Raw genomic sequence first — 24,654 nt, 5'->3', positions numbered from 1 at the left:
GCCCACGCTTCTGGGGGTCAAAGGGGTCGCAGGTTCAAATCCTGTCGTCCCGACAGTGATGTCGGATATTTTCGCAGCTCAGGGGGGAACACTCGACGGGAAGATCGCGATCGTCACCGGCGCGGGAGGTGGGGTGGGCCGCGGCATCTCCCTGGCCTTGGCCAAGGAAGGCGCCTCGGTCGCCGTCGTCGACATCAACGGCGACGCCGCACAAGAGACCGTGGCTGCCATCGAAGCCGCCGGCGCGTCCGGTCTGGCCCTGACTGCCGACATCCGCGACTCCGCCGCGGTCGAGGTCGCGGTGGCTGCCGCCGTCGAGCGTTACGGCACGGTCGACATCCTGGTCAACAACGCGCAGGCTGCACGTGCGGGCGTCCCACTGGCCGAGGTCACCGACGAGGACTTGGCCCTGGCGTTCGGCACCGGCCCGCTGGCCTCCTTCTTCTTCATGCGCGCGTGCTACCCGTATCTGAAGGACGGCTATGGACGCGTGATCAACCTGCGCTCGGCCTCGGAGCTGACGGGCATGGCGGGATACTCGGCCTATGTGGCGGCCAAGGGGGCGATCGGAGCCCTCACGCGCTCGGCCGCCCGTGAGTGGGGCAAAGACGGCATCACGGTGAACTGTCTCGCCCCCTTCGTCCTCACTCCGGCCGCCGACGCCCACTTCAAAGCGCACCCGGACGACTATCAGGGCGTCACCGCGGCACTCTCCATCCCCCGGTCCGGTGACGCCGAGAGCGACGTGGGCCGCACCGCGGTCTTCCTCGCCGGGCCGGACGCGTCCTACGTCACCGGAACCACCATGTCCGTCGACGGCGGGGGCGCCTTCTACGCCTAGGACCTGGCCGGTCGATCTTCGCCCCGCGAAGATCGACCGGTCATCCCCCGTGGAGGCGGGGGCGTCCGGGCGGACGCCCCCGCCTCGATCCGTGCGCGGGGAGCCTCGCCTTATGTTCGCCCAGGGGTCTCGATACGCTGGCGGGATGACCGAAGCAGACAGACCGGACGCGCGCCGGGCGAACGAGGGGCCCCGGGCCGCCGCGGGTAACCGTGCCGCGCTCATCGCGGCGGCTCGGGAGATCTACGCGGAACGCGGCCTGGATGTCGCCCTGTCCGGGATCGCGCGCCGGGCCGGGGTCGGTCAAGGGGTCCTCTACCGGCACTTTCCCAACCGGGACGCGCTCGTGTCCGCGGTTCTGGAGGAGAACGTACGGGACATCGAGGAGGCCGCGGCGGCTGAGGGCGCGACGCTGGAGGGGCTTCTCGGTGTGCTGACCTGGCATGTGGCGCAGTCGGACGCGTTCACCGCGCTGCTCCGAGTCGAATGGGTGGGAGAGCACCACACCGGACGTGCCTACGTCGAGGATCTGGGCAGCAGGGTCGGACGGGCACTGGAGCAGCACCTGCCGCCCGGGCATCGACTGGGCACGGCGGAGGACCTCGTCCTTGCCGTGGCCATGGTCTCGGGTGCCGCTGTCGGCCCCACCCATGAGGTACGGGAGCGTCGTGCACTGGCCGCCTGGCGGCTGCTCGGCGTCGAGGTGGGAGCGGTGCGGTTGTTCGGAGTCCGGCCGCCCCACCCGGTCGGCTGACGATCGGAGGTTCAGCCCCCGTTGGACTGGCGGATCCCCTCCGCCAAGGCGTCGAAGGCGTACAGATATCCGCCCGCCGGTCCGCTGACGGTCATATACGCCTTGGTCCCACCGGGCGTGATCGCGACATTCGTCGCCGAGGTCAGCCCTTCGGCCCGGGCGGACGGAACGTCGACGGTGGTCAGCAACTCGCCGCTCGCGCTGTAGACGACGATGCCGGGGCGGCCGTGCAGCCCCTGGTAGAGGTTGCCGTCGGCGTCCACGGCGATGGAGTCCGTCTGGGCCGTGCCGCCGTTGACATGGATGGCGGTGTGCCGTGATGCCACCTTTCCGTCGCCGTCGAGCAGGAGGTATGAGATCCGGTTCTCGGTGAGTTCGCTGAACCAGAGCCCGTCGTAGTCGGCGTCGAAGGAGATCCCGTTGGCCGAGGCCAGTTCGTCCGCCAGGACGGCGGCGTGGTCGCCGGTACGGTCGATGCGTATGACCCGTCCTTCAGGGTTCTCCTGGCCGTATGTGCCCGAGTCGCTGATGTACAGATTGCCGTCCTGGTCGAACGCGATGTCGTCGGGATGCATCCGTGTACCGTCGACCTCGCCGCCGAAGAAGGTCCGCCGGTCGCCGCCGTCGGAGTCGAGGCTGACGATGTCGCCATTGGCGAAGTCGGTCAGATACAGGCGTCCGTCGTACGGGCTGAACTGGGCCGATGTGTAGGCCCCCCGCTCGTCGGTGAAGAAGGGGCGCGACGTCTTCTTCCGGACATCGACGCGCAGCACCTTCGGCTCGTCGGCGGGGGCGGTGACGTCCACCACGAGGAGATGACCGTCCTCGTCGAAGACGGGGCCCTCCAGCAGCGTCATCCCCGTCTCCTCGTGCTCGGTCGTCAGACGCATCACCTCCCGCGCGACGACGTTCCCGCCGGCGCCGGAGGCTCCCCGGTCGTCGGGGTCGTCGCGTTCGCCGGGGGTCGTACCGCACCCGGCGAGCATCAGCGCACCGATCGCGGTGAGCACGGTGAGGTGTCGAGTCGGCCGTCGTCGCATGGCGGCGATCTCCTTTTCCGCTGTTTGCAGGTCGTCGGGCGCGAACCTCGGGCGCCCCGGAGCGGTGCCCGAGGCACCGCGGTGTCCTCCCGGCCGGCTGTGACGCAGGCATCGTGCGCCGCCCCGGAGGCAACCGGACAACACTGTCCGGTTGTTGCTACGCTACCGCAGAAGGCTCGTGTGGAGGGACCGTTCGCACATGCACGGCGAGAAAGGCTCCCGATCCGCACCGCCGTGCTCACCTTTCAGCGACAGGATCGAGGCCCCGGCATGAACGACGGTCACCCCTCCGGCGAGGAACTCGCCGCACTCAGGGACCGCTATCACGTGGAACGCGAGCGGCGGGTGCGTCCCGATGGGATACGTCAGTACCGCGCCGCCGAGACCGAGCCGGGCTCGTCCTACGCCGCCGACCCGTACGTCGAGGGGCCCCTGAAGCGTGAACCGCTGCGCGACCGGGTCGATGTCGCCGTCGTCGGTGGCGGGTTCGGCGGAATTCTCGCCGGTGCGCGGTTGCGGCAGCGCGGGGTGCGCCGCGTCCGGATCGTCGAACGGGGCGGGGACTTCGGCGGGACCTGGTACTGGAACCGATACCCCGGAGTCCACTGCGACGTCGAGGCACACGTCTATCTGCCGATGCTCGACGAGACGGGTTATGTGCCGCGCTGGAAGTACGCCCCCGGCGAGGAGATCCGCCACCACGCGATGCGCATCGCGCGGAAGTTCGGTCTCGACGCGGACGCGCTGTTCTCCACCACGGTCACGTCCCTGGCCTGGGACGAGGCATCCGAGACCTGGGCCGTGGCCACCGACCGCGGGGATGCCTTCCGTGCCACCTACGTCGTGACCGCGACCGGCACGCTGTCGGACCCGAAGCTGCCCGGGATCCCGGGCATCGAGGACTTCAAGGGGCATGCCTTCCACACCTCGCGCTGGGACTACGCCTATACCGGCGGCACCCCGGACGGCGGCCTGACCGGGCTGGCGGACAAGCGCGTAGGCATCGTGGGCACCGGCGCCACCGGCATCCAGGCGATACCGATGCTGGCCGAGGACGCCGCGCACCTCTACGTTTTCCAGCGCACCCCCTCCAGCGTGGACGTACGCGGCAACCGCCCCACCACCGCGGAGGACGTGGGCGCCCACCGCGACGGCTGGGCCCGCGAGCGCCGCGAGAACTTCCTGCGCATCGTCGCGGGTGAGCGAGCGGCGGGGGAGGCCGGCTCGGAGACCGACTTCGTGGCGGACGGCTGGACGCGGTCGGCTCCGCTGCTGGAGAAGCTCCTGCCCAGCTACCGCCGCGACGGCCGGGCCATCGACGGCCAGGGCACCGATGCCGACGCGCGCCGGACGTACGAAGCCGCCTATGAAGCAGCCGACGCCGCCAAGATGAACGAACTGCGCGCCCGGGTCGAGGACATCGTCGCCGACCCGGAGACGGCCGAGCGGCTCAAACCCTGGTATCGCTACGCCTGCAAGCGGCCCGCCTTCTCCGACCTGTACTACCCGGCGTTCAACCGGGACAACGTCACCTTGGTGGACACGGCCGACACCCACGGCATCGAGCGGATCACCGAGCATGGAGTCGTCGTCGCCGGCACCGCATACGCACTCGACTGCCTGATCTTCGCCACGGGATTCTCCGTCGGTGTCTCGGGTGTCCTGTCAGGGCGGCTGCCGGTGCGCGGCCGCGGTGGCGTCGATCTGTTGACCGCGTGGCGGCAGGGCCCGCGCACCCTGCACGGCTTCACCAGCAACGGCTTCCCCAACCTGATCCAGGTGGGCGGCCCGTACGGCGCGGTCAGTGTCAATTTCACCCACATCCTGGATGAACAGGCTGTTCACGCCGCCGCCCTGATCGAGGCCGCCGAGGCCAAGGACGCCCTCATCGAACCCACCCGTGAGGCCGAGGACGTCTGGATCAAAACCATGGCCGAGGAGGCCCCGGACCACGAGTGGTTCCATGCGGAATGCACACCCGGCTACTACAACAGGGAGGGCCGTGGCCGCCCCAACGGATACGTCTACCCCCACAGCGCGTCCGCCTTCCATGAACTGCTCGGGCACTGGCGTGCGGAATCTCTCGACGAGGTCCTCCACGCCAGGACATCGTCGCCCCGCTGAGGCGGGCGGCAGGGCGAGGGCGGTGCCTTGGCGTCCCGACGCGCGCAAGATCGCTGGACACCCGTACAGGATGACGCGCTTGCTCATCTGTACGTGCGGGGGGCCTTGACGGGGGCCGGGCCCACGCCGCTCGGAGCGGCGTGAGCCCGGCCGGTCACCGCCGGTACCGCGCCGAGGGCGGCGGTACCGGCGATGAAGACGCGCCGCGAGACATCGGGCGATGTCACGCCGAAGGCGCCTCCTCCGTGATGCCCTGGCCGATGAAATCGACCCAGTTCACATTGAGTTCGCCGGTGGTCTTGACGAAGTACAGCGGACCGCTGTCCGTCGCACTGGCACCACTGACCGGGGCCTTGAAGTTCTGGTACGTCTGCCAGCCGCCGGTCGGGGTGGTCTTGATGGTGGCGACGGTCGGACCTTCGGGGTTACCGGTGCGGACCTCGACGGTGGCGCCGTAGGTCGGTGAGGCGGCCCGCAGGCTGATCTCGTCGATGTTGGTGAGGTTGACCGGGTCCCAGGACCAGTAGTCGCCGTTCTCGATCCAGCCGATGTTCTGGCCGCCGCCCGCGGTGTCCCCGGTGGGCCCGACGCCCACGCCGATGTCGCCGCCGGCGGGCGCGGACGGCACCCGGCCGGTGCTGTCGAAGTGCTCGGCCTCGCGGTGCTTGGTCTGGAGCACCAGCACCTCCTGGCTGGTCAGCGCGGGCACGTCACCGTTGCCGTGGTCGGTGTAGGTGACCGTCACCGTGCCGAAGATATTGGCGCCGGTGTGCCCGGCGTCGCCGGGCAGCGGGAAGGTGCCCGAGCAGCCGCGGTGCTGCTCGTAGCCGTGCCCGTGTTCGTCATGGCCGAGCCCAGGCTGCACGATCACCTCCTCGCAGTCGACCGGCCCGTCCTCCGGGTCGGTGACCGTCACCTCGTAGGCGATGGTGTCCCCGAAGGTGAACAGCCCACCGTCCACGGGCGCCTTGACCTCGATGGTGGGAGCGGTGTTGCCCGCGGTGATGTCCACCCCGGCCACCGCCGTGCGCCCGTCGGGATCGGTCACCGTCAGCTGCGCGGTGAAGAGGCCGGGCTCGGTGTAGGTGAACGACGGCGTCCGCGCCGTGCTGTCCTGTGTGCCGTCACCGTCGAAGTCCCAGGAGTACGAGATCGGCGTGCCGTCCGGGTCGTTGGACTCACCCGCGTCGAAGGCGACCGTGAGCGGCGCCGGGCCCGACGTCCGGTCCTGCGTGAAACGCGCGATGGGCGAGCGGTTGCCCTGGACGTAGTCCACCCGGTAGACCCCGGAGTCGGCGTTGTTGCCGCCGAAGCCGCTGCCCCAGTCGATGACGTACAGCGCCCCGTCGGGACCGAACTGCATGGCATGCGGCCGGGTGAAGTCCATGCCGTCCAGCAGGGCGTTCACATCCGATACGCCGGTGCGCCGCTGGTCCGGCTGCACGGTGAAGAGCCGGCCGTTGTTCCAGTCGCCGTAGATCGCCTTGCCGTCGAAGTACGCCGGCCACTTGCGCTCGGAGTCCAGCTTGGCCTCGTAGTCGTACGCCCCGCTGGTCAGCGGTGCTCCGCTGGTGCCGATCTCCGGGACGCCGGTGGTGGACTTGCCCATCCACAGCTCGGCGGGCTGGGCGGCGGGCAGCTGCTCGATGCCGGTGTTGTTGGGGGAGTCGTTGACCGGCGCGGAGCAGTCGAAGGCGGCGCCCGAGGTACCGGTCGCGAAGTCGTGGTCGTTATAGGGGGTGTTGGCGCCGACGCAGTAGGGCCAGCCGTAGAAGCCGGGCTTGTCGACGATGTTCCACTCGATCCGGCCGTCGGGGCCGCGGGTCGGGCTGACGCTGCCCGCGTCGGGGCCGTAGTCGGCGACGAACAGATTGTCGGTGGCCGGGTCGATGCCGATGCGGAAGGGGTTGCGGAAGCCCATCGCGTAGATCTCGGGACGGGTGTCCGGGGTCCCCGGGCGGAAGAGGTTGCCCTTGGGGATGCTGTAGGTGCCGTTCTTGCGCGGCTTGATGCGCAGCACCTTGCCGTTCAGGACGGCGCTGTTGGCGGAGGTCGCCTGGGCGTCCCACGCCGTGCGGCCCGCGCTCTCGTCGATCGGGGTGTAGCCGTCGGAGGCGAAGGGGTTGGTGTTGTCCCCGATGGCGATGTACAGGTTGCCGTCGCCGTCGAACTCCATCGCGCCGCCCGCGTGGCAGCACTGCTCGCGCTGCACGTCCACCTTCAGGAGGACCTTCTCACCGGCCAGGTCGAGGGTGTCGTCGTCCTTGACCTCGAAGCGGGAGACTCGGTCGACGGATTCGGTTCCGGCGGGGGAGTAGTAGAGGTAGACCCAGCCGTTCTTGTCGAAGTCCGGGTCGAGCGCGATGCCCAGCAGGCCGAACTCCTGGCCGGTGTAGACCCCCAGCTTGCCCGCGGAGACCACCGTGCCGTCGGTGCGGACCACGCGGATCTCGCCGCCCCGGTCGATGTAGAAGACGCGGCCGTCCTCGGAGATCACCAGCTCCATCGGGTTGCTGGTGTTCTCGTCCACCGGCACCTTCTGGAAGCCGCTGGTCAGCGACGCCGTGCAGTCGGCGGGCAGCACGCCCGCGGCGGTCCGCAGGCCGCCCAGCAGATGCGAGAGGAACTTCGCGTCCGTGTACGAGGCGACCTCGTGGCCCATGCCGGTGTACCAGGACCGGCCGCCCTCGTAGTTCTGGCACCAGGCGATCGGGTGCTCGGCGCCCATCGTGCCGCCGGTGTACGAGGTCTCGTCCAGCGAGGCCAGGACGTGCACGTTGCCGCGCGGGTTCGCCCGGAAGTCGTACCACTCGTCGGTGCGTTCCCAGCGCACCGGCAGTTTCGCCGTGGACGGGTGTGCGGGGTCCTCCACCTTGACGCTCGCGCTCTGCGGCGCCGGGTGGGTCTTGAAGTAGGCGCCGACGAGATCGCCGTACCAGGCCCAGTCGTACTCGGTGTCGGAGGCCGCGTGGACCCCGGCGTAGCCGCCGCCGGCCTCGATGTAGCGCTCGAACGCGGCCTGCTGGTCGGCGTTCAGGACATCGCCCGTGGTCGACAGGAAGACGACCACCTCGTACGTGGCGAGCGTCTCGTCGGTGAAGACGCTCGCGTCCTCAGTGGCGGTGACGGAGAAGCCGTTCTTCTCGCCGAGCTTCTCGATCGCGGCGATCCCGGCCGGGATGGCGCCGTGCCGGTATCCGGCGGTCTTGCTGAAGACCAGCGCGTCGAACGGCTCGGTCTTCTTGGCGGCGGGCCGCGCGGTGGGCTGGGTCGCGGGCTGGGCCGCGGGCTGCGCGGCGGCTGCCCCGGCGGTCACCAGCAGCAGCGCCAGGACGGCCGCCACCACGCGCGCGGCGCTTCTTCGCAAGCGCTGGAACCGGTGGAGACGCTGGAAGCGGTGGGGATCGGAAAGGGGCAAATACGGCATGGGCACCTCAAGTTGGCGAACAGGGATACGCGTCTGCGTGCTGCGTTCGGGGGTGGCGCCGTGCTGTTCCGTGATGGCTCCGCGAGACCCCCGTCCGGGGTCCCACGGCGCCGCACATCCGGTGGCCGAAGGTGTCCGAACCGCCGGCCGGGGTAATTTGGCGAGTCGATGGACAAATTAAGAGCACGGGCCGGGCGGGTCAAGGTTCTTGACAAGAGTGGCAGTTGAGAGGGGTGGTGCGGGGCGCCGGATCGGCGGGTCGCCGCTCGCCCTCCTGGCAAATTTGTCAACTCGGCTTACTTTCAGCGTGGTCGACGCCACCGATGACTCCGAGGCGCTCGGTGACCGCGACGCTCGTCCACGGGCGCGACGGCAGGGTGTCCAGGACCTTCTCGGCCCGGCGCCGGTCGGCCACCCTAACGGGGTAATGCCCGATGGGTCAGGGGACAGTACATTGGAAATGGCAGCGAAGAAGACAGAAGAAGACAAGTGACTGAGCTTCAGGTGTTCCTCTGCGCGAGCGTCCAACGCGGTTAGCCCAGTACCAGTGCCAGTAGCAGAATCGCGAAGAGGGGCCGACACGGCCGCTTCTGATTCCCACCCCAAGGACATGGCCGGCTGCGGGAACACGTAGCTGGATGACGATCGACGTCATGTCAGCCAGGACCCGGCGAGCGGTCCGCCGGTATCCCTCAACGCGCCGCCTGCCCTCTCGACTTTCATCCGTTTCGGCCGATGATCCGGCGCCCCACCACCCCCTCGTGCCCCAACCGCGCCAACGTCGCACAGGGCACACCACACCGCCATTGCCACCACTCCACCTCACAAAAGGAGTTGATCCATGAGTGGATGCGGCTGCGGGCAGTCCCCCATCGCCATCGGCGGCTGTCAGCCCTCCAAGCCGGCCTGTCCCCCCGTTGCTTGTTCCGGCTCCAAGCCGTGCGAGCACTGCGAGACCACGCCACTGCGCGACTCCGCGCCGTACCGGGTCGCGGCGACCGCGAGCAGCACCGACCCGACGCCGTACTACACCATCGCCAACACCCATGCCGCACTTGACCCTGTCGTCGCCCAGACCATCCTGAACAGCGGCACGGGCACGTTCCCGGCCGACGACGGGACGCACAACGGCCAGCACACCTGGCTCGCCGGCGTCGTGCACATCGACCCCACGTCACTGCGCGGCAACCCCACCAGTGTCACCATCAGCGCCTCGGTCCATGTACACAACGACGGCAGGAACACGGCCTGTCAGCTCTACGGCCGCTTCGCCCTGTGGAACGGGACGACCCCGATCCGCACCGATCTCCTGGGCCCACCCGATCTGCCGGCGGGCGGTGACGACAACGGCGTCATCCCACCGACCACCGTGTCCCTCGCGGACGTCCTCGCGGGAAAGATCGTCGTCGAGCTCAACCTGGAAACAGGCAACGACGACACCTGCCGAGTCGGCCCCAAGCAGTGGACCGTCGACAGCTTCGTCCTCACCGTCCAGGCGTCCGCCCCGGGCTGCGGCAGGCCGTTCCTCCGTACGACCTGCCGCAACTGCGACGGCGCGGTCACCTGCACGACCGACACCCTCGACGGCTCGACTCCCTACGCCGCGGTACCGCCCGTCATCCCGGTCGCCTCCTGCCAGGACGGATGCGCCACCGCCCGCCCTCCGTGCGTCTCCACGGACCGGGGCAACGCCATCACCCGGGGCAGCGACGGGTGTCTGTACGCGCCCGACACGCCTGCTCTGGACCCGTCCCCGTGCAATGCCGCACGGAACACGACCGGTGGGCTGCTCGTGCCGCGGATCGATCTGACGGGTATCGCTCCCGGCGGCAACAGCAGCACCGAACGGTCGGTGGACATCGACGTCACCGGGACGACCGGCTGCCCCGAAAGGTGGGAGATCGGCGCCCGGCTCACGCCGGTGAGCGCGTTCCTCAACGCCGAGGCGCAGCACGCCAACCTCCTGGCCCGGGCAGGTACCGACGTGCCGATCCCCGAGTCCGACATCGTGCTCCCGGAAGCCGGGGTGTACCACATCGACAGCGATGTACGGTACGCGCTCGGTTCCGCCACCGGCGGCAGCGGCTACATCATCGGCTGGCTCAGGGACGAGACCACGGACACCCTCCTGACGAGCTACACCCAGATCGCGGCGATCAACGCGGCGAGGCAGGAGCAGCAAGGCGGAACCACACACATCATGACCGAGTACGCGGTCGCCTCCGGCCCCCGGACGGTCCGCCTGCACCTGATGTTCGTCCTCACCGGCGGCAAGATCTCCAACGCCGAGGCCGGCGGCACCGACAGCAATGGCGCAACCCGGATGCGCTTCCTCAAGGTCAGGGATTGAGAAGTCGCTTCGTTCGGTCTTCGTCAGGACAGCTGTTGCAGAGAGACGTCGTCGATGCGCTGCCAGGCGGCGCCGGTTGGTGAGTAGTACCCGCTGTGCAGGACGAGTGTGCTGTTGCTGCCGCTGTCCAGAGTGAGGACGACGCGACCGTAGGTGGGGGCCGTTCCATGGTGGACTTCGCCGACCACCGTTCCACCGGTCGTCTTTGCCCCGAGCCAGCCCTGTTCGATGCTGCCTGAGTTCTCCACCCAGGCAGTGAGGCGGTAACGCTTGTTCGGGGTGACCGTCACCGTCTGCTTGATTGCGCCCCAGACACCCGACTGCGTCGAGCTGATCCAGGCATCGCGTGTTCCGGTGTGCGCGGTTCCGGTGCCGTTGTCGACGCCGTAGGCCAGCGATCCTTCGGAGTACCAGGGTGTGGATGTGCTGGTGAGAGTGGTGGCCTGCTCGAATCCGCCGTTCTGGACGATGTTGGTCCCGGCGGTGGGCTGGTCCTGGCGTTCGACGGCCCCGATGTCCGGCCCCAGGGCCCGGTTGGACGGGTTGCCCAACAGGTCGGTGGTGGCGTTGGCCGGCCCGCCGTTGTCGACCGCGGGACTGGTGGCCTGAGGTGTGTAGTCGCCGCCGGCCGCATTGGTCAGCTTCGGGTCGGCCAGGAGGTCGCCGACGCCCGGAGCGTCGCCCAGAGGGGCGTTGATCAGGTTGTGGTCGTGAGGCCAGAGGTAGTCGTACAGGACGACCCCGGAGTCCATCTCGATGACGTTTCCGCTGATCGTGAGCCAGGAGTCCTGCGGTGCGGGTCCCTCTTCCCGGTAGAAGTAGATGGCGAAGAGCTTCTGGTCGTCGCCGCGGTTGCGCAGGATGGTGTTGTGCGCGACGAGGTAGTTCTCGGGATGGGTGGTGGTGTCGAACGCGAGGAACTGCTGGTAGTCGTCGCTGACGTTGTAGAGGAGGTCGACGTCGGCCGTGGTGGTCTCGGTGACCTCCAGGAAGCCCTGGGACCCGGTCGAGATGTTGTGGTCGATGGTGATGTTGTTCTTGTCGTGGTCGAAGCCCTCGATCTCGACGGCACCGCCGTCGGCGCCGTAGGGGCTGTCGGTGGAACGGCAGTTGGTGAACCGGTTGCCGGTCACCCGCACGTCGCTGTTGTTGACGGAGACTCCGATCGCTCCGTAGGACGTCTCGCTGCCGGAGTCCATGCCGCGGAAGGCGATCTGGAGGTCGTGGAAGTTGTTGTTCTCGACCAGGGAGTCGGTGGCGTAGGTCTTCACTCCTACGCCGACCTGGGTGAATTCGTTGTCGCGGACGATGGCGCCGGTGCCTGCGGCAGTCACCGCGACGGCACCGCTGAGCCTGTAGTTGTCGCCGGTGATGCCACCGCCGTCGTCGTCGAACTCAACGCCGTCGGCGAATCGGAGGTTCTCCACCGTCACATTCGGCGCCTGCACCTGGAGCATGTTCAAGCCGCCCGGGTTGGACAGGGTGGGAGCGTTGCCCGTGCCGTAGGCGGTGATGGTGATGGGTGACGAGGTCGTTGCCGTGCCGTTGATGACGGCCTGACCCGTGAAGGTCTGGCCCCGGCGCAGCGAGATGGTGTCGCCGGCCTGGAAGGTGACCGAGCTGAGTTTGTTCAGGCTCTTCCACGCGGTCGTGGTGCTGGTGCCGGCGGCTTGGTCGTTGCCGTTCTGCGTGTCCACGTAGAATGCGTGTCCCGCGTTGCTCCTCTGGGTCTTGGCCGCGGCCGGCTCGGTGCCTCCGGCGAGGTTCACGGCCGTCGCGGCCAGAAGCAGGGCGACGGCTGCCGACAGCTGTCTCGTAGCGCGGCTGAGGATGACGCGTCGTGGAGCATGGGCATGGGCATGGCGATGCAAGGCGAAGCTCCTCTTCTGTCAGGTCGCGTGATCGGTGGGATCACTCCGTACATCGGTGGGGGCGGCCGTTCCGCGCGCCGGGGCCTGAGTGAGCCCTTCTGCGCGGCACGGAGTTCATGGGACTGCCAAGGAGCGCCGTCGCCCGAGGGCGGCGTCCGGCTCAGTTCTTGCTTCCGGTGGAGGCCACCGAGGCGACGAAGTACCGCTGGAGCGCGAGCAGGATCACGGCCGGGATGACGGCGAGGACCGCGGTCTCCGCGAAGACGCGGCCGTAGTCGCTGCTGAACGCGTTGAAGGTCTTGGCGATGGCGACGGGGGCGACGTCGTCGCGGTCGTTGGTGGTCACGAGAATGGGCCAGAGGTAGGCCTGCCACTGGAAGAGGAACAGGATGAGGCCGGTGCCGATCAGGGCCGGCCGGGCCAGCGGCAGATAGATCCGCGTGAAGATGCGCGGCCACCCGGCCCCGTCCACACGGGCGGCCTCGACCAGTTCGCCGGGGATGCCGAGGAAGAACTGCCGGAGGATGAACACCGCGAGTCCGTTGCCCAGGCCGGGCAGTACGAGGGCGGTGATGCTGTTGGTGAGGTTCCAGTCGCTGAAGGTGCGGGCGAGCGGGATGGCGATGGCCTCGAAGGGGACGAGGAAGCTCAGGACCACGAGACCGAAGACGAGCTTGCGTCCCGGGAAGTCGATGACGGCGAGAGCGAAGGCGGCCATCGCGGAGATGACGATACCGACGACCACCGTCACGGCGGCAACGATCACGGAGTTGGCGAGGTTGCGGGCGAACTCGTTGTCCCACGCGGCCTGGAGATTACGGGTGGTGAAGTCACGCGGCCAGAACATGTGCCAGTTGAGTGAGCTGCTGTCGCTGAAGGTCTGCGTGGACGAACGGAAGGTGCTGGCGAGCAGCCACAGGACCGGCAGCAGGAAGGCGACCGCGACGACGACGGCGATCGTTGTGAGAAGCACGCGACGGATGCGCGAGGAACCAGTGGTGCCAGTGGTGCCAGTGGTAGTGGTGTGGCTCATGGGTCAGTCCTCCGCCTCGCCCAGCAGCCGGAACTGGACCGCGACAATAACGATCATGATGACCAGGAGCACGAGAAGTTCGGCTGCGGCCGTGTGCGGGTCGGACAGTTCGAAGCTGTTGTGGAAGATGTCGTACATAAGGAAGTTGGACTTCTGCTCGGGTCCTCCGTTGGTGAGGATCTGCATGGGCGCGAAGAGCACGAAGTTGGAGACCGTGTCCGCCACGAGTACGAACAGCAGAGGGCGCTTGAGCTGGGGCAGTGTGACGGACCAGAAGCGCCGCAGCGGGCCGGCGCCGTCCACTTTCGCGGCCTCGTAGTACACCTGGGGAATGTCGTTGAGCCCTGCGATCAGGAAGATCATCCAATAGCCGACGCCGATCCAGCTCGCGATCAGGATGAGGCTGGCGACGACTTGGTGAGGACCGGTCAGGAAGGGCTGCGGGTCGATGCCGGCACTGCCGAGAAGAGCGTTGGCCGGCCCGTCGGGCCTGAGCGCGATACCCCAGACGACCGCGGAGCCGGTCATGGGAACGGCGGCAGGCAGGAAGATCAGCGTGCGCCACACCCCGGAGGCGGGCAGGTTCTGGGTCAGCAGTACCGCAAGAGCCAGGGCGATGACGACCTGGAGCGGGTTGACGATCACGTTGAACAGCAGCGTCTGCTGGACCGAGGTCCAGAACGTGTCGGAATGCCACAGAGCGGTGAAGTTGTCGAGGCCCGCCCACGTCGGTGCGAGCGCGCTCCCCGGCAGGCTCGTGTGCGTGCCATCGGAGACCGCCTGGATGACCGGCACCAGACGCAGGATGACGATGAGGGTGAGCGCGGGCAGCAGGAACAGGGCGGCTGCCATGAGATTGCGCGGCCCCCGGCGATGCTTCCTGGACCGGCGGGCCTTGCCGAGGGCCTGCCGCCGCGCCGCGACGGCCGGACCCTGCGTGCTGTCCGCGTCATGCCCGGCTGACAGGGCCGCCGAGGCCGGCCTGGCTGGGGTGATACTCATGGGGTTGATGTCCCTCCACCGGTCCGGAGGTCCTTCCGGAGCGTCCTTCCGGACCGGTCGGCGTTACAGGCTGAGGAGCGGGGACGAAGTCCACGCCGGAGTGCTACGGGGCCGGCTACTTGTACTTGGCCCACGCTTGGTCGATGTCCTTCGTGGCGGAAGAGAGCGCTTTGGAAGGCGCCGTCCCGTTGGCGATGTCCTCGAAGGCGCGGCCGAGCGCGTCCTCGAACTCGACGTACCCCACGGTGCGTGCGCGAAGGACGGCCGTGTTCCTGAGTTCGTCCTTGGTGAGCTCGGCGGCTCCCGCCATCCGTGGATCCTGGAAGACCGCCTGCTGGTAGAAGGTCTCGGCGCCCTCGATGTTGGAAGGGGGCACAGCAAGGCCGGACATGTACTGGGCGTACCCGCCGTTGTCGAGCGCCATGAACTTCATGAAGATCTCCGCGGCCTGCGCGTGCTCGCCGGCAGGATTCAGGCCGAGGGACCAGCCACCCGTGGGCGTCACGGCCTTTCCGCCTTCGAAGTACGGGTAGGCGGCGACCCCGAAGTCGAGCTTCTTCTCGCCAGTGAACTGAGGTGCCCACCATGGTCCGCCCGCGAAGAACGCGACCTGTCCGGAGGCGAACGTGTCAGGAGTCTGGGCGACCGGCACGCCGCGAGGTGAGACCTTGTCCTTGTACAGGGAGCCGTACCAGTCCATGGCCTTGGTCCAGCCCGCGTTCTCCACGTCGGCGGTCAGGTTGTCCTTGCCGGTCACACCGGATCCACCGCCCAGGCTCTCGGCCAGGGGCTGGAGCTGGTAGTAGCGGTTGACCTGGTCGAACAGCAGGCCCCAGTCGGCTCCGGCCTTCTGGGCCTTCTTGCCGTCGGCGGTGACCTGTTCCCAGGTCATACGGGCCGCCGGCGCCGCGGACGGGAACGGTATACCGGCCTTCTTCAGCAGGTCCTTGTTGTAGTAGAGCAGCTGGCTGGACGTCTGGTAGGGCATGGTGACGAGCTTGCCGTCACTGGTCGCTGCCTCCAGCGACGCCTTGTCGACCTTCCCGGACGTGTCCGGGAAGGCGGAGCTGAGGTCGGTGAGCCATCCGCGGGCCTGATAGGCGTCGGTACGCGGCATGTCGACGTCGAAGAGGTCCAGCGTCGAGTCCTTGCGGCTCAGGCGCGTGCTGAGCACGCTGTTGAACTGGTCGAAGGGGACCGCCTGGTATTCCACGGTGATGTTGGGGTGGGCCTTGTGGAAGGCGTCCAGGACCGGCTTCATGTCGTCGGCGGAGTACGCGGCGCCGGCGTAGGTGATGGTCACGGGTGAGGTGGGATCCTTGAGCCGGCTCTCGGGGACGAGCCCGGAGGGCGTGGCCGAGCCCGGGTCGGAGCCGGATCCGCAGCCTGTCAGGACCAGGAGGGCGGCCGTCACCGCCGCGGCGGCGACGGGCCGAAGGCGGTGCCTTCGGGTGGTGGGGAAGTTCTTCATGACGGTCCTCTCTGACGGTCATGGGTGGTACGAGTCATCCGGCGGCCGGGGCTCCGGTCACACGGTCGAGGAAGAGACGGCCGAAACCGTCGGTGTCGGTGGCGATGGCCACCGTGGCGTTCGCCGGAGCCGGCCGGGCCAGCGCAAGGCCCCGGTCCGCGACGACGAGACCGCGGGCGAGTTCACTGCCCGGATCCGTGGCGACATGGGCGTCGGCCCAGGTCAGCAAGTCGGGGTCGATGACCGCAGCCACGACCAGGGGGTCATGGAGGAAACACGCGTCACGGTGCTCCTCGCGCTGCGGAAACGCGTTGCCGAGGAAGTCGATCCACGCGAAGGCGCATTCTCCGGCCCACTTCCCGAACGCGTCCCCGCTCTGGAGCACGGCGGCGTCGGCACGGGTGAGACGCACCTGTGAGGTCTGGTCGATCCCGACCATCCGCAGGCGCGCTCCGCTGTCGAGAACCATGGCGAGGGCTTCGGGGTCGACGTAGGCGTTGAAGTCGCCGACCACGGTGATGTTCTGGGCGTAGCCGGTCGCCGAGCCGGCCATCATGATGATCTCGCCGACGTTCTGGGCGAAGGCCGGATCCAGGCGCAGGGCGAGAGCGAGGTTGGTCATCGGGCCGATGGCGACCACGCTGATCTCGCCGGGATGCGCGGCCGTGATGTCGACGAGGTACTGCGCCGCGTGCCGGGCCTCGGTGGGCCCCCGGCGCTCGGACAGATTCCCCTGGACGACGGGACGGTCGGGGATGACATCGTCGAAGAGGGCACGCACGGGCGCCATGTCCCGCAGAAGAGGGCGGTCCGCACCGCGCAGCACGGGCAGATCCGGATACCCCATACGCTCGGTGAGGCGGCGGGCGACGTCCACCCCCGCGTCGACGTCGACGTTGCCGTTGACGACAGTGAGAGCCTCCACGTGCAGTTCGGGCGAGCGCAGGGCGAGGGCGATGGCGAGTCCGTCGTCGATGTCGGATCCCGGCTCACCGAGCCCGGGGTCGGTGTCGATGACGATGCGGCGGGCGGCAGTCACGAGGCCACCTCCGGTTCTGGTGTCGTGTGGGTGGAGGAAAGACCGGATTCAAGGGACCGGCGGACCGCGTCGGTGCGCTGGGCGAGCTCGGTGACGGCAATCCGGTCGAAGCCGCGCACCGCGCTGCGCACGAGCCCGTGGGTGGGCTCGACGAGACGCTCGGGCACGGCGGAGGCGCCGTGCAGAGCACCTATGACGCTGCCGGTCGTCGCCGCCGTGGAGTCGGTGTCGTTACCGGCCCTGACGGCGAGGCGGATACTGCGTACGAAGTCGCCCCCGCCCCACAGCAGTGCCGTGGTGATGATCGCCGCGTTGTTGACGGTGTGGACCCAGTTGTAGTGACCGAGCTCCGTGTCGATCCATTGCAGGGCGTCCTCGGCCGCGGCGCCGCTGTCGGCGAGGGTGAGCAGACGCTGTTGCGATTCGTAGAGCCGGGAGGTCCGGGGCAGGACTTGCGATGCGGCCTCCAGGGCCTGGGGGGCGCTGGAGGCGACGAGGGCCTCGGAGACCAGCGCGGCGGCCCACATGGCACCGTAGATGCCGTTTGCCGTGTGGGAGAGTACGGCATCGGTCAGAGCCATGCGCGCCGCTGCCCGAGGGCGGCCGGGATGGACGTATCCGTATATGTCGGTGCGGATCAGGGCGCCGATCCACTCACGGTAGGGGTTGTTCGCGGTGGCGGTGGCCGGGGGCTTCAGACCACTGACGAGGTTGCGGTAGGCCGCGCGTTCGGCGGTGAAGGTCTGCGTGAAGGGGATCCGGTCCAGCCACTCCCGGGCGATGTCCGCCGTGGACAGGGCCGAGCCGTAGGTCTCCAGCATGTGCAGCCCGAGAATCGTCCAGTCGATGTCGTCGTCACGAGGGACCGCGTCGAAGAGTCCGGCGGAGGCGAAGGGCGCCGACTCGTGCAGATGGCTGACACCCTCGGGCAGCGGATCGAGCAGGGGCAGGTAGCCGGTCTGGGGCCGCTGGCCGACCGCTTCGAGGTACTTCCCGACCTCGGCAGGCGTCAGTCCCTCGACGGGCTTGCCCATGGTGTTCCCGACGCAGCGCCCCAGCCAGGCCCCGCTGATCCGGGCCGACACACTCTCCGGCACGACGGTCGTGGGATCCGCACCGGCCGGGATCGCGTTCCACACGTCCTGCGGTGCGGACGGCTCGTCGTACGGCCATGTCGCCGGGCGCTGGAGAGCGGCGAGCCGGTCACGGATCACGGCGAGAGTGTCCAAGTCGGACAGAAGTGACGCCTTGCGCGCCTCGGCCAGCAGATCCCGCGCGGGGAAGCCGGAGTGAACCAGCTGTTCCGCCTCGTCGGGGACGAGGTCTCGGGGATCGAGTACGTCGTGCACGGTGGTGCTCCTAGAACGTTCGCTTCAGAACCGGGCCGTCAGGCCGATTCACGGACAACGAGGCTGTGCTGGACCAGCACCCGGCGAGCAGGGCCGGCAGGGTTGCTGATCCGGGCCAGCAGCTGTTCACCGGCGACCAGTCCGATGTCCTGTGCCGGCACGCGGACAGTGGTGAGGGCCGGGCTGACCAGACTCGCCGCGTCGATGTCGTCCACACCGACCACGGCGACATCACCCGGCACGGCGAGGCCCAGTGCACGCGCGGCGTCGAGGGCGCCGATCGCCATGAGGTCATTGGCGCAGAGCACCGCCGTCGGCCGGCCGGCCTGATCCATCAAAGCGGTCATCGCCTTGGTCCCCGACTCACGGGTCCAGTCACCTACCTGCTCCGCGGCCTTGAGCGCAGGCAGGTCCCGGGCTCGCAGGGCGTTGCGGTAGCCGTGGAGCCTGGGTGCGCCGGGAGCGGTGTGCGTCGGCCCGGACACGACGCCGAAGCGGCGATGGCCCTGGTTGTACAGGTACCGCACGGCGTCCTCGGCGATCTGCTCGTCGTCGGAGGAGATCACGTCAGTGGACGTCCGGTGGTGGGGGTCACCCACTGTGACGACACTGATCCCGGCCGCCCGAAGCGGTTCGAGCTGGTTCTCCGACACGTCGACCGCGGCCACGACGACTCCGTCGACTCTGCGCTGAACCGCCTCGTTGAGGAACGCCTCGACCGGAGGGACTCCCGTCCCCACATCGGCCAACAGGACGACATACCCCTGCTCCGCGACCGCCTGCTGAAGCCCGCGCGCGAGGGCGGGATAGAACGGGTTGGTCAGGTCCTGGACAACCAGGGCGATCGTTTTCGTCCGCTGCCCGGTCAAGCCGGTGGCAAAGAAGTTTTGCTGGAAGCTGAGTTCCTCTATGACCCGGTTGACCTTGGCCCGCGTAGCGTCGGACACCGGCCGTCGGCCCGAGAGGACGTGCGAGACGGTCGTCTTGCTCACCCCGGCCACACGGGCCACGTCCGAGATCGTCGCCGGGGAACGGACTTCTCCGGGACGCAACTCGGTTTGCTCACCAGAGTCATTTCGCGGCTCCCTTGACCTCGGCACGGTGGACTCCCTTGTTGCAAACCGGTTTGCGTTCTGTGCCATGCAGCCTCGGGCAAATGAGCCTTCGAGTCAACACCTCCGCATGGCCGGATTTTTTTCCTGTGAATCAGTGGCCGTGGTCGTCAACGCTCTTGACTCTCCCGGGAACGAGCCCGAAGAATTGCGCCGTTCCAGCTGACAACGTTGTCTAGCCGAGAGAGGCACCCGCGAATGGTCCCGAGACATCAGGTCGACCGCCGCCGCTTCGTCCAGCTTCTCGGCGCCGCCGTCGGTCTGGCGGCCCTCCCTGTCACCGCGGGTGGCAGCGTGGTCCAGGCCCAGGAAGCGGCCGGCGCGGCGGCACCGGACCCCGTGGCCGAGACGTACTACCGCGTCCTGCTCAGCCACACCCGATGGTCGGAGACTCAGTGGGACGCGGCCCGCGGGTACTACACCAACAAGGACTTCGGCTTCGCCGTTGTACTCGGCAACGCTGTTCTGCTCACGCACGGCACCTACGACAGCGACAGGGCCGGCACGGACGCGGGGACCCTGAAGACACGAACCCTCGCCACGATCAGACACTTCGCCGCGACCAACCGGCTCGTGGGCGGCAGCGAGTGGGGCCGGACGCTGTTCTTCGACACCACGTTCCAGCTCTACTTCCTGCTGGCTTCCCGGCTGTTGTGGGACGACCTCGACGACACGACCCGCGCGCACATCGACACCATCACCCGCGAGCAGGCCGCGTACACAGCCGGCCTGGGCACCGGCAACGACCCCGCCTCCGGCGGATGGACACCGAACGGACAGCTCGGAGGCCACCAGGAGGACACCAAACTGGAGGAGATGGGTGTCTACGCACAGGCTCTGGCCCCCGCGCTGGCCTGGGGCACAGGCGACGCGCGGCACGCGACGTGGGCGCGGGCGTTCGGCGCCTGGTCCCGCAACGAAGGGGGCCTGCCACAGGCCGACCTCGCGAACCCGGCTCTCGTGGACGGCGTCCGCGTCTCCGAGAACACCGCCCACAACGTCTACGACACCTTCATCGTCGAGAACCACGGTTCGTTCGGACCGCACTACCAGCAAGAGCTGTGGCGCACGTCCGGCCGCAACGCCGCCCACTTCATCACCGCGGGCCGTGCACTGCCCGAGGTCCTCACGAATCAGCCCAACGCCGACGCCCTGTGGCGCACGCTCCTCAGCGTGATGAGCGACGCGGGCGAGCCGCTGATGCCCATGGTCAACGACCGCGAGCATCTCTACGGGCGCGATGTCATCCCCCTCGCGTTCCTCGCCCAGGTCTGCGGCGACCGCGCGGCTGCCCGCGCGGAGACAGCACTCGCCGAGCGGCTGGAGGCGTATCAGGCCTACCCGCCGCAGTACCGGCTCGCGAAGTTCTCCGGTGAGCCGAAGTACGAGCCCGAGGCGCGCGCCGAACTGGCGATCAGCTACCTGCTGCACCGCTGGGCGAGCGGCAACGGCCGCGTCGTCCGGCCCTTCACCGAGGCCGAACTCTTCGCCCACGCCGCCGGAGTGACCGACTTCGGAACCGGTCCAGGACTGCTGTCGCACCAATCCACGGCCGCCTGGGCAGGAGTTGTCACCAAGCCGGGGCTGGTGAAGTTCGCCTGGCAGCCGGCCCACGACGACTGGCTGTTCCGGGTCAGCGGATCCACCCCCATGTTCCTGCCCAGCACCGCAACCGAGGTGACAGGGCGGTACGTTCGGGCCTACGACCGGCGCCGCGACGGATTCGACGGCAGCGCCACCGTGTTGCGGCTGGCATCGGGCTACGCCGGCCTGACGACCCTCCCGACCGGAGCCGTCGTCTACGCCTCGACCGGCGTCGCGGCGCGTGAAGGGCGCCTGGAGGTCCACAATCTGACCATGCCGGGCATCGCTGGTCTGACGGGCTCGCGGACCTACCGATACGCCGAGGGCAGCACCACCGTCACCGCCCAGGACTCCCGGCCGCCCGCTCCGACCCCTCGCGTCGACGAGGTGGCATTCGCACGCACCGAGGTCCGCCACATACGCATGCTCGGTGTCCGTCCGAACCCGACGTACGGATACTCCCTCTTCAGCCTCCAGGTCCGGGACGGGGCGGATGGCACCGACCTCGCCCGGGGGCGCACCGCGACAGCCTCCTCGTACGACACCGGCAGAGAGCCGGCGCTCGCCGTGGACGGCGACGACACGTCACGGTGGGCCGTGTCGCGGACCGACCGCCCGAGGGCGGACAGCTGGCTCGCCGTCGACCTCGGTACGGCCCAGTCCGTCGACCGAGTGACCCTGCGCTGGGAGGCGGCGGCGGGCCGCGCCTACCTCGTGCAGGGGTCGGCCGACGGACAGACCTGGAACACCCTCGTCGCCTGGCCGGCGCCCGATGTCTCCAGCCGGGGCAACTGGCTGGAGATCGACGGCCGGGCCGGGCTGCGCGTCACCGGCTCCGAGCAGCCGATCACCGTGTCCGGCGACGCCGTCGTACTGGCCGACGGCCCAGCCGCGCCGCTCCTGGTCGAGGGCTTCGCCGACACGACCGCCGACACACTGCGCGCCATGGCCGGCGCCGACGTGCCGCACGCCGACGCGGACACCGTCCGCGCCGCGCTCACCGACAGCCACCTCAGCCTGTTCAACCTGTCCGCCGACCCCGTGTCCACCACGGTCGACATCCCTCAACCCGGCCCCACGGCAGTCGTGTTCGAAGGCCGCCAGGTGTTCACGGGGCAGGGCAGTTCCTACGAGGCCCACCTCGACGCGGCGGCGGCACGCTTGCTCCCGCCCCGGATGACCCTGCGCCCCCTCACCGGGGAGCGGCTGCCCACCGGGCTGACGGTGGAGGTGATCGACGGCGCGAACGTCCGGCTCTCCGGCCCGTCTTGCCGTATCCGGGTGGACGGGCAGGGCCGCGGCGAAGTGGCGGTCGTCCGCTCCGGCCGTACGACGACCATCACCCTGCCCGGTGCGACTGCCCACCCCTTGCACAACCTCGCGCTCGGCCGCGTGGTGTTCCCGACCAACCCCCTCCCACGCGGCATGGTGAATCCCGCGGCAGCCGTCGACGGCGACCCGGACACCGCGTGGACGCCCGGTCCCCGCGGCCGCATCGTCGTGGACCTCGGCGCCCAGCACCGCGTCCGTGACGTCCGCACCGAATGGACGGGGGGTCACGTGCCGGGACTGCGACTGGAGTACAGCACCGACGGCCTTACCTACGTAACCGCCGGGGACCTCGGCGGGCACGGGCGCAGCCGCCGTCTCACCACGGACTTCACCGCGCGCTACGTCGCCCTGGCGACCGACGCGAGGGACGACCGGGGCGCGCGACTGATCGACATCACACTGCGCTGACAAGTGCTGCCCCGGCTCCTGGAAGTCAGGTCCAGGCTCATAGTTCAGACGCTATACATGAATCGCGGAGTCATTGGTCATGCCGGAACGTCACGTTCGGTTCGTGAAAAAACTCCTTCTCAGCCCCGTCGTGACGGCCCTGGCACTCACCCTCGCGACAGGAAGCGTTGGCGCCGCACAGCCGGTGGCCGCACAGGTGGTGGCCACACAGCCGGTGGCCGCACAGCACGTGTCCGCGGCCGACCGGGCCTACCGGGACCTGATGGATCACGGCCCGGACGCCAAGGTCATGACCGTGGCCCACCGCGCACAGTGGCGCGAGGCACCTGAGAACAGCCTCCCCGCCATCACCGCCGCCTTCGACCACGGCGCCGAAGTCGTCGAGATCGACCTCCAGTTGACCAAGGACGGCCATCCCGTCCTCATGCATGACGACACGGTGGACCGCACCACCAGCGGCAGCGGCAAGGTCGCCGACCTCACCCTGGCGCAGATCAAGGAACTGCGCCTGAAGAAGGGACTGGGCGGCGCTCAGGCCCCACTCACCGACGAGCGCGTCCCCACCCTTGCCGAGGCCATGCCGCTCATCAAGAACCGAGGCCTGGCCAACCTGGACAAGGGCTGGAACATCCGTGAGGAGCTGTACCAGGTCCTCACCGAGACCCGTACCGTCCGCAACGGACTGTTCAAGAGCAGCGCGCCTGTTGAGGAGGTTCAGGCATTCCGGGCGAAGCACCCTGACGCCCTCTACATGCACGTCGTCTCGGACGACAACATCGACCACCTCGACGGATTCGGAGACGACCAGCCCGTCGCCTACGAGGTCATCTTCGACAGCGACGAGGACGCCATTGTGCGCAAGCCGGTCCTCGACCGGATGCGCTCCACCGGACGCGTGTGGATCAATTCGATGTGGTTCGGCCTGGCCGACCACTACACCGACGAGCGGTCCCTGATCGACCCCGCCCGGGGCTGGGGCGCCCTCGTCGACACGTTCGGCGCCTCCATGCTGCAGACCGACAACGTCGAGACGCTTGAGTCCTGGCTGAGGACAGGCCGCGCGGAGAAACTTCCCGCGGACAGTGTCCGGGTCCAGGGCGAGGACTTCCGCCAGGGCGGGGAAGGCGTCGCCTACCACGACCTCGACGCGCAGAACCGGGGCGGCAATGTCGCCCGGCTCAGCGAGGGCGTCGATGTGTGCGACCAGGACGGCGCCGTCGACGTGTGCTGGATACGCGGTGGAGAGTGGATCACGTACGACATCGACATCCGCAAGTCCGGATACTACGAGGTGTCCGCGCGCGTCTCGTCCCCCTACCAGCCGGCAGGCACCTATCGGCTGGCCTTCGACGGCGGGAGCCCGAGCGACGGCGTCGCGGTACAGAACACCACAAGCCACAGTGCCTTCTTCTTGCAGCCCTCGGGCATCAAGCAGTACTTCAAGGCCGGTCGGCACCACATGACCTTCACCCTGGATTCCGAGGCGTACCAGAACTTCAACCTCGACTACTTCCAACTCGACAAGGTCAAGAACCCCAGCTGAGCCACAACTTATCGGGCCGCGTCGGCCGAGCTCGGGACGGGATCGATGACTGTGGGCTGTGCGCTGTGGGCTGCGACCTGGAGGAAGCAGCCCACAGTGACGCATCGGCCGGGTTTCAGTATCCGTAGATCATCTTGTAGGCGACTTCCGGGAGGAACTGACCGGCCACGGAGCCTGCGCCGACTCCGCAGTTGCCGTCGGACTCGCCGGGGGTCTTCAGCCACAGCAGCATCTCGGCTCCGCCGCCTGTCTGGCTGAGGGCGCCGATCCTCCGCCCGGCGGGGTTGCACCACTCGCCGTTGGAGTCGTTGCCGTTGCGGCTGGTGTCGATGACGAAGGGCTTCGTGTAACCGTAGGACGCCGACAGCACCGAG

The 24,654-nt window shown here is 68.7% G+C and carries 18 protein-coding genes; 6 read left to right on the top strand and 12 right to left on the bottom strand.

The window, feature by feature from the left end; translation table 11 throughout:
• Nucleotides 1-58 precede the first annotated feature (58 nt).
• Both M1203_RS35520 and M1203_RS35515 read left to right on the top strand, forming a co-directional pair.
• On the top strand, nucleotides 59-841 hold the full coding sequence (locus M1203_RS35520; RefSeq protein ID WP_249953987.1) for an SDR family NAD(P)-dependent oxidoreductase: 783 nt from the start codon (nucleotides 59-61) through the stop codon (nucleotides 839-841).
• A 145-nt stretch (nucleotides 842-986) separates the two neighbouring features.
• Nucleotides 987-1,595, top strand: a complete 609-nt coding sequence (locus M1203_RS35515; protein WP_249953986.1) for a TetR/AcrR family transcriptional regulator — start codon at nucleotides 987-989, stop codon at nucleotides 1,593-1,595.
• An 11-nt stretch (nucleotides 1,596-1,606) separates the two neighbouring features.
• Here M1203_RS35515 and M1203_RS35510 read toward each other — a convergent pair whose 3' ends face one another.
• Nucleotides 1,607-2,635: an SMP-30/gluconolactonase/LRE family protein gene (locus M1203_RS35510; protein ID WP_249953985.1), complete on the bottom strand. Its 1,029-nt coding sequence runs from the start codon at nucleotides 2,633-2,635 to the stop codon at nucleotides 1,607-1,609.
• Between the two features lie 270 nt (nucleotides 2,636-2,905).
• Between M1203_RS35510 and M1203_RS35505 the strand changes: the two genes are divergently transcribed.
• Complete coding sequence (locus M1203_RS35505) at nucleotides 2,906-4,759, top strand: NAD(P)/FAD-dependent oxidoreductase (RefSeq protein ID WP_249953984.1); 1,854 nt, start codon at nucleotides 2,906-2,908, stop codon at nucleotides 4,757-4,759.
• Nucleotides 4,760-4,842: 83 nt separating this feature from the next.
• Here the strand turns inward: M1203_RS35505 and M1203_RS35500 are convergent, their stop codons facing one another.
• The 3 genes from M1203_RS35500 to M1203_RS38880 all read right to left on the bottom strand — a co-directional run bounded on the left by M1203_RS35500 (nucleotide 4,843) and on the right by M1203_RS38880 (nucleotide 8,601).
• Nucleotides 4,843-4,986 carry a hypothetical protein gene (locus M1203_RS35500; RefSeq protein ID WP_249953983.1) on the bottom strand — a complete coding sequence of 48 codons (144 nt, stop codon included), beginning with the start codon at nucleotides 4,984-4,986 and terminating at the stop codon, nucleotides 4,843-4,845.
• A complete protein-coding gene (locus M1203_RS35495) occupies nucleotides 4,983-8,186 on the bottom strand; it encodes a ThuA domain-containing protein (protein WP_249953982.1) in 3,204 nt (1,067 codons plus the stop codon). The genes M1203_RS35500 and M1203_RS35495 overlap by 4 nt, the downstream gene beginning before the upstream one ends.
• Nucleotides 8,187-8,472: 286 nt before the next feature.
• The gene (locus M1203_RS38880) at nucleotides 8,473-8,601 is read right to left on the bottom strand and encodes a hypothetical protein (protein WP_283959397.1); all 129 of its coding nucleotides are present in this window, start codon (nucleotides 8,599-8,601) and stop codon (nucleotides 8,473-8,475) included.
• A gap of 426 nt (nucleotides 8,602-9,027) precedes the next feature.
• Between M1203_RS38880 and M1203_RS35490 the strand changes: the two genes are divergently transcribed.
• Entirely contained in the window at nucleotides 9,028-10,536 is a 1,509-nt protein-coding gene (locus M1203_RS35490) for a hypothetical protein (protein ID WP_249953981.1), read from the top strand.
• A 23-nt stretch (nucleotides 10,537-10,559) separates the two neighbouring features.
• Here M1203_RS35490 and M1203_RS39125 read toward each other — a convergent pair whose 3' ends face one another.
• From M1203_RS39125 to M1203_RS35455, 7 genes are all read right to left on the bottom strand, one after another.
• Nucleotides 10,560-12,233 carry a choice-of-anchor Q domain-containing protein gene (locus M1203_RS39125; protein WP_249953980.1) on the bottom strand — a complete coding sequence of 558 codons (1,674 nt, stop codon included), beginning with the start codon at nucleotides 12,231-12,233 and terminating at the stop codon, nucleotides 10,560-10,562.
• Between the two features lie 334 nt (nucleotides 12,234-12,567).
• Complete coding sequence (locus M1203_RS35480) at nucleotides 12,568-13,440, bottom strand: carbohydrate ABC transporter permease (RefSeq protein ID WP_249953979.1); 873 nt, start codon at nucleotides 13,438-13,440, stop codon at nucleotides 12,568-12,570.
• 3 nt (nucleotides 13,441-13,443) lie between these two features.
• Nucleotides 13,444-14,442 carry a carbohydrate ABC transporter permease gene (locus M1203_RS35475; RefSeq protein WP_249953978.1) on the bottom strand — a complete coding sequence of 333 codons (999 nt, stop codon included), beginning with the start codon at nucleotides 14,440-14,442 and terminating at the stop codon, nucleotides 13,444-13,446.
• Nucleotides 14,443-14,557: 115 nt separating this feature from the next.
• Entirely contained in the window at nucleotides 14,558-15,913 is a 1,356-nt protein-coding gene (locus tag M1203_RS35470; protein ID WP_249953977.1) for a sugar ABC transporter substrate-binding protein, read from the bottom strand.
• A gap of 34 nt (nucleotides 15,914-15,947) precedes the next feature.
• Complete coding sequence (locus M1203_RS35465; RefSeq protein ID WP_249953976.1) at nucleotides 15,948-16,952, bottom strand: nucleoside hydrolase; 1,005 nt, start codon at nucleotides 16,950-16,952, stop codon at nucleotides 15,948-15,950.
• Nucleotides 16,949-18,301: an ADP-ribosylglycohydrolase family protein gene (locus M1203_RS35460; RefSeq protein ID WP_249953975.1), complete on the bottom strand. Its 1,353-nt coding sequence runs from the start codon at nucleotides 18,299-18,301 to the stop codon at nucleotides 16,949-16,951. Before M1203_RS35460 ends, M1203_RS35465 begins: the two co-directional genes overlap by 4 nt.
• 38 nt (nucleotides 18,302-18,339) lie before the next feature.
• Nucleotides 18,340-19,311: a LacI family DNA-binding transcriptional regulator gene (locus tag M1203_RS35455; RefSeq protein ID WP_249953974.1), complete on the bottom strand. Its 972-nt coding sequence runs from the start codon at nucleotides 19,309-19,311 to the stop codon at nucleotides 18,340-18,342.
• Between the two features lie 300 nt (nucleotides 19,312-19,611).
• Between M1203_RS35455 and M1203_RS35450 the strand changes: the two genes are divergently transcribed.
• Both M1203_RS35450 and M1203_RS35445 read left to right on the top strand, forming a co-directional pair.
• On the top strand, nucleotides 19,612-22,737 hold the full coding sequence (locus tag M1203_RS35450; protein WP_249953973.1) for a discoidin domain-containing protein: 3,126 nt from the start codon (nucleotides 19,612-19,614) through the stop codon (nucleotides 22,735-22,737).
• A 103-nt stretch (nucleotides 22,738-22,840) separates the two neighbouring features.
• Complete coding sequence (locus M1203_RS35445) at nucleotides 22,841-24,280, top strand: glycerophosphodiester phosphodiesterase family protein (RefSeq protein WP_249953972.1); 1,440 nt, start codon at nucleotides 22,841-22,843, stop codon at nucleotides 24,278-24,280.
• Between the two features lie 115 nt (nucleotides 24,281-24,395).
• Here M1203_RS35445 and M1203_RS35440 read toward each other — a convergent pair.
• On the bottom strand, nucleotides 24,396-24,654 hold a 259-nt coding region (locus M1203_RS35440; protein WP_249953971.1), incomplete at its 5' end, for a glycoside hydrolase family 6 protein.

It is taken from the genome of Streptomyces sp. 35G-GA-8 (assembly GCF_023534745.1).
GTDB lineage: Bacteria > Actinomycetota > Actinomycetes > Streptomycetales > Streptomycetaceae > Streptomyces.
The sequence above is the reverse complement of the archived record's forward strand: the minus strand, read 5'-3'. Positions and strand labels throughout refer to the sequence as shown.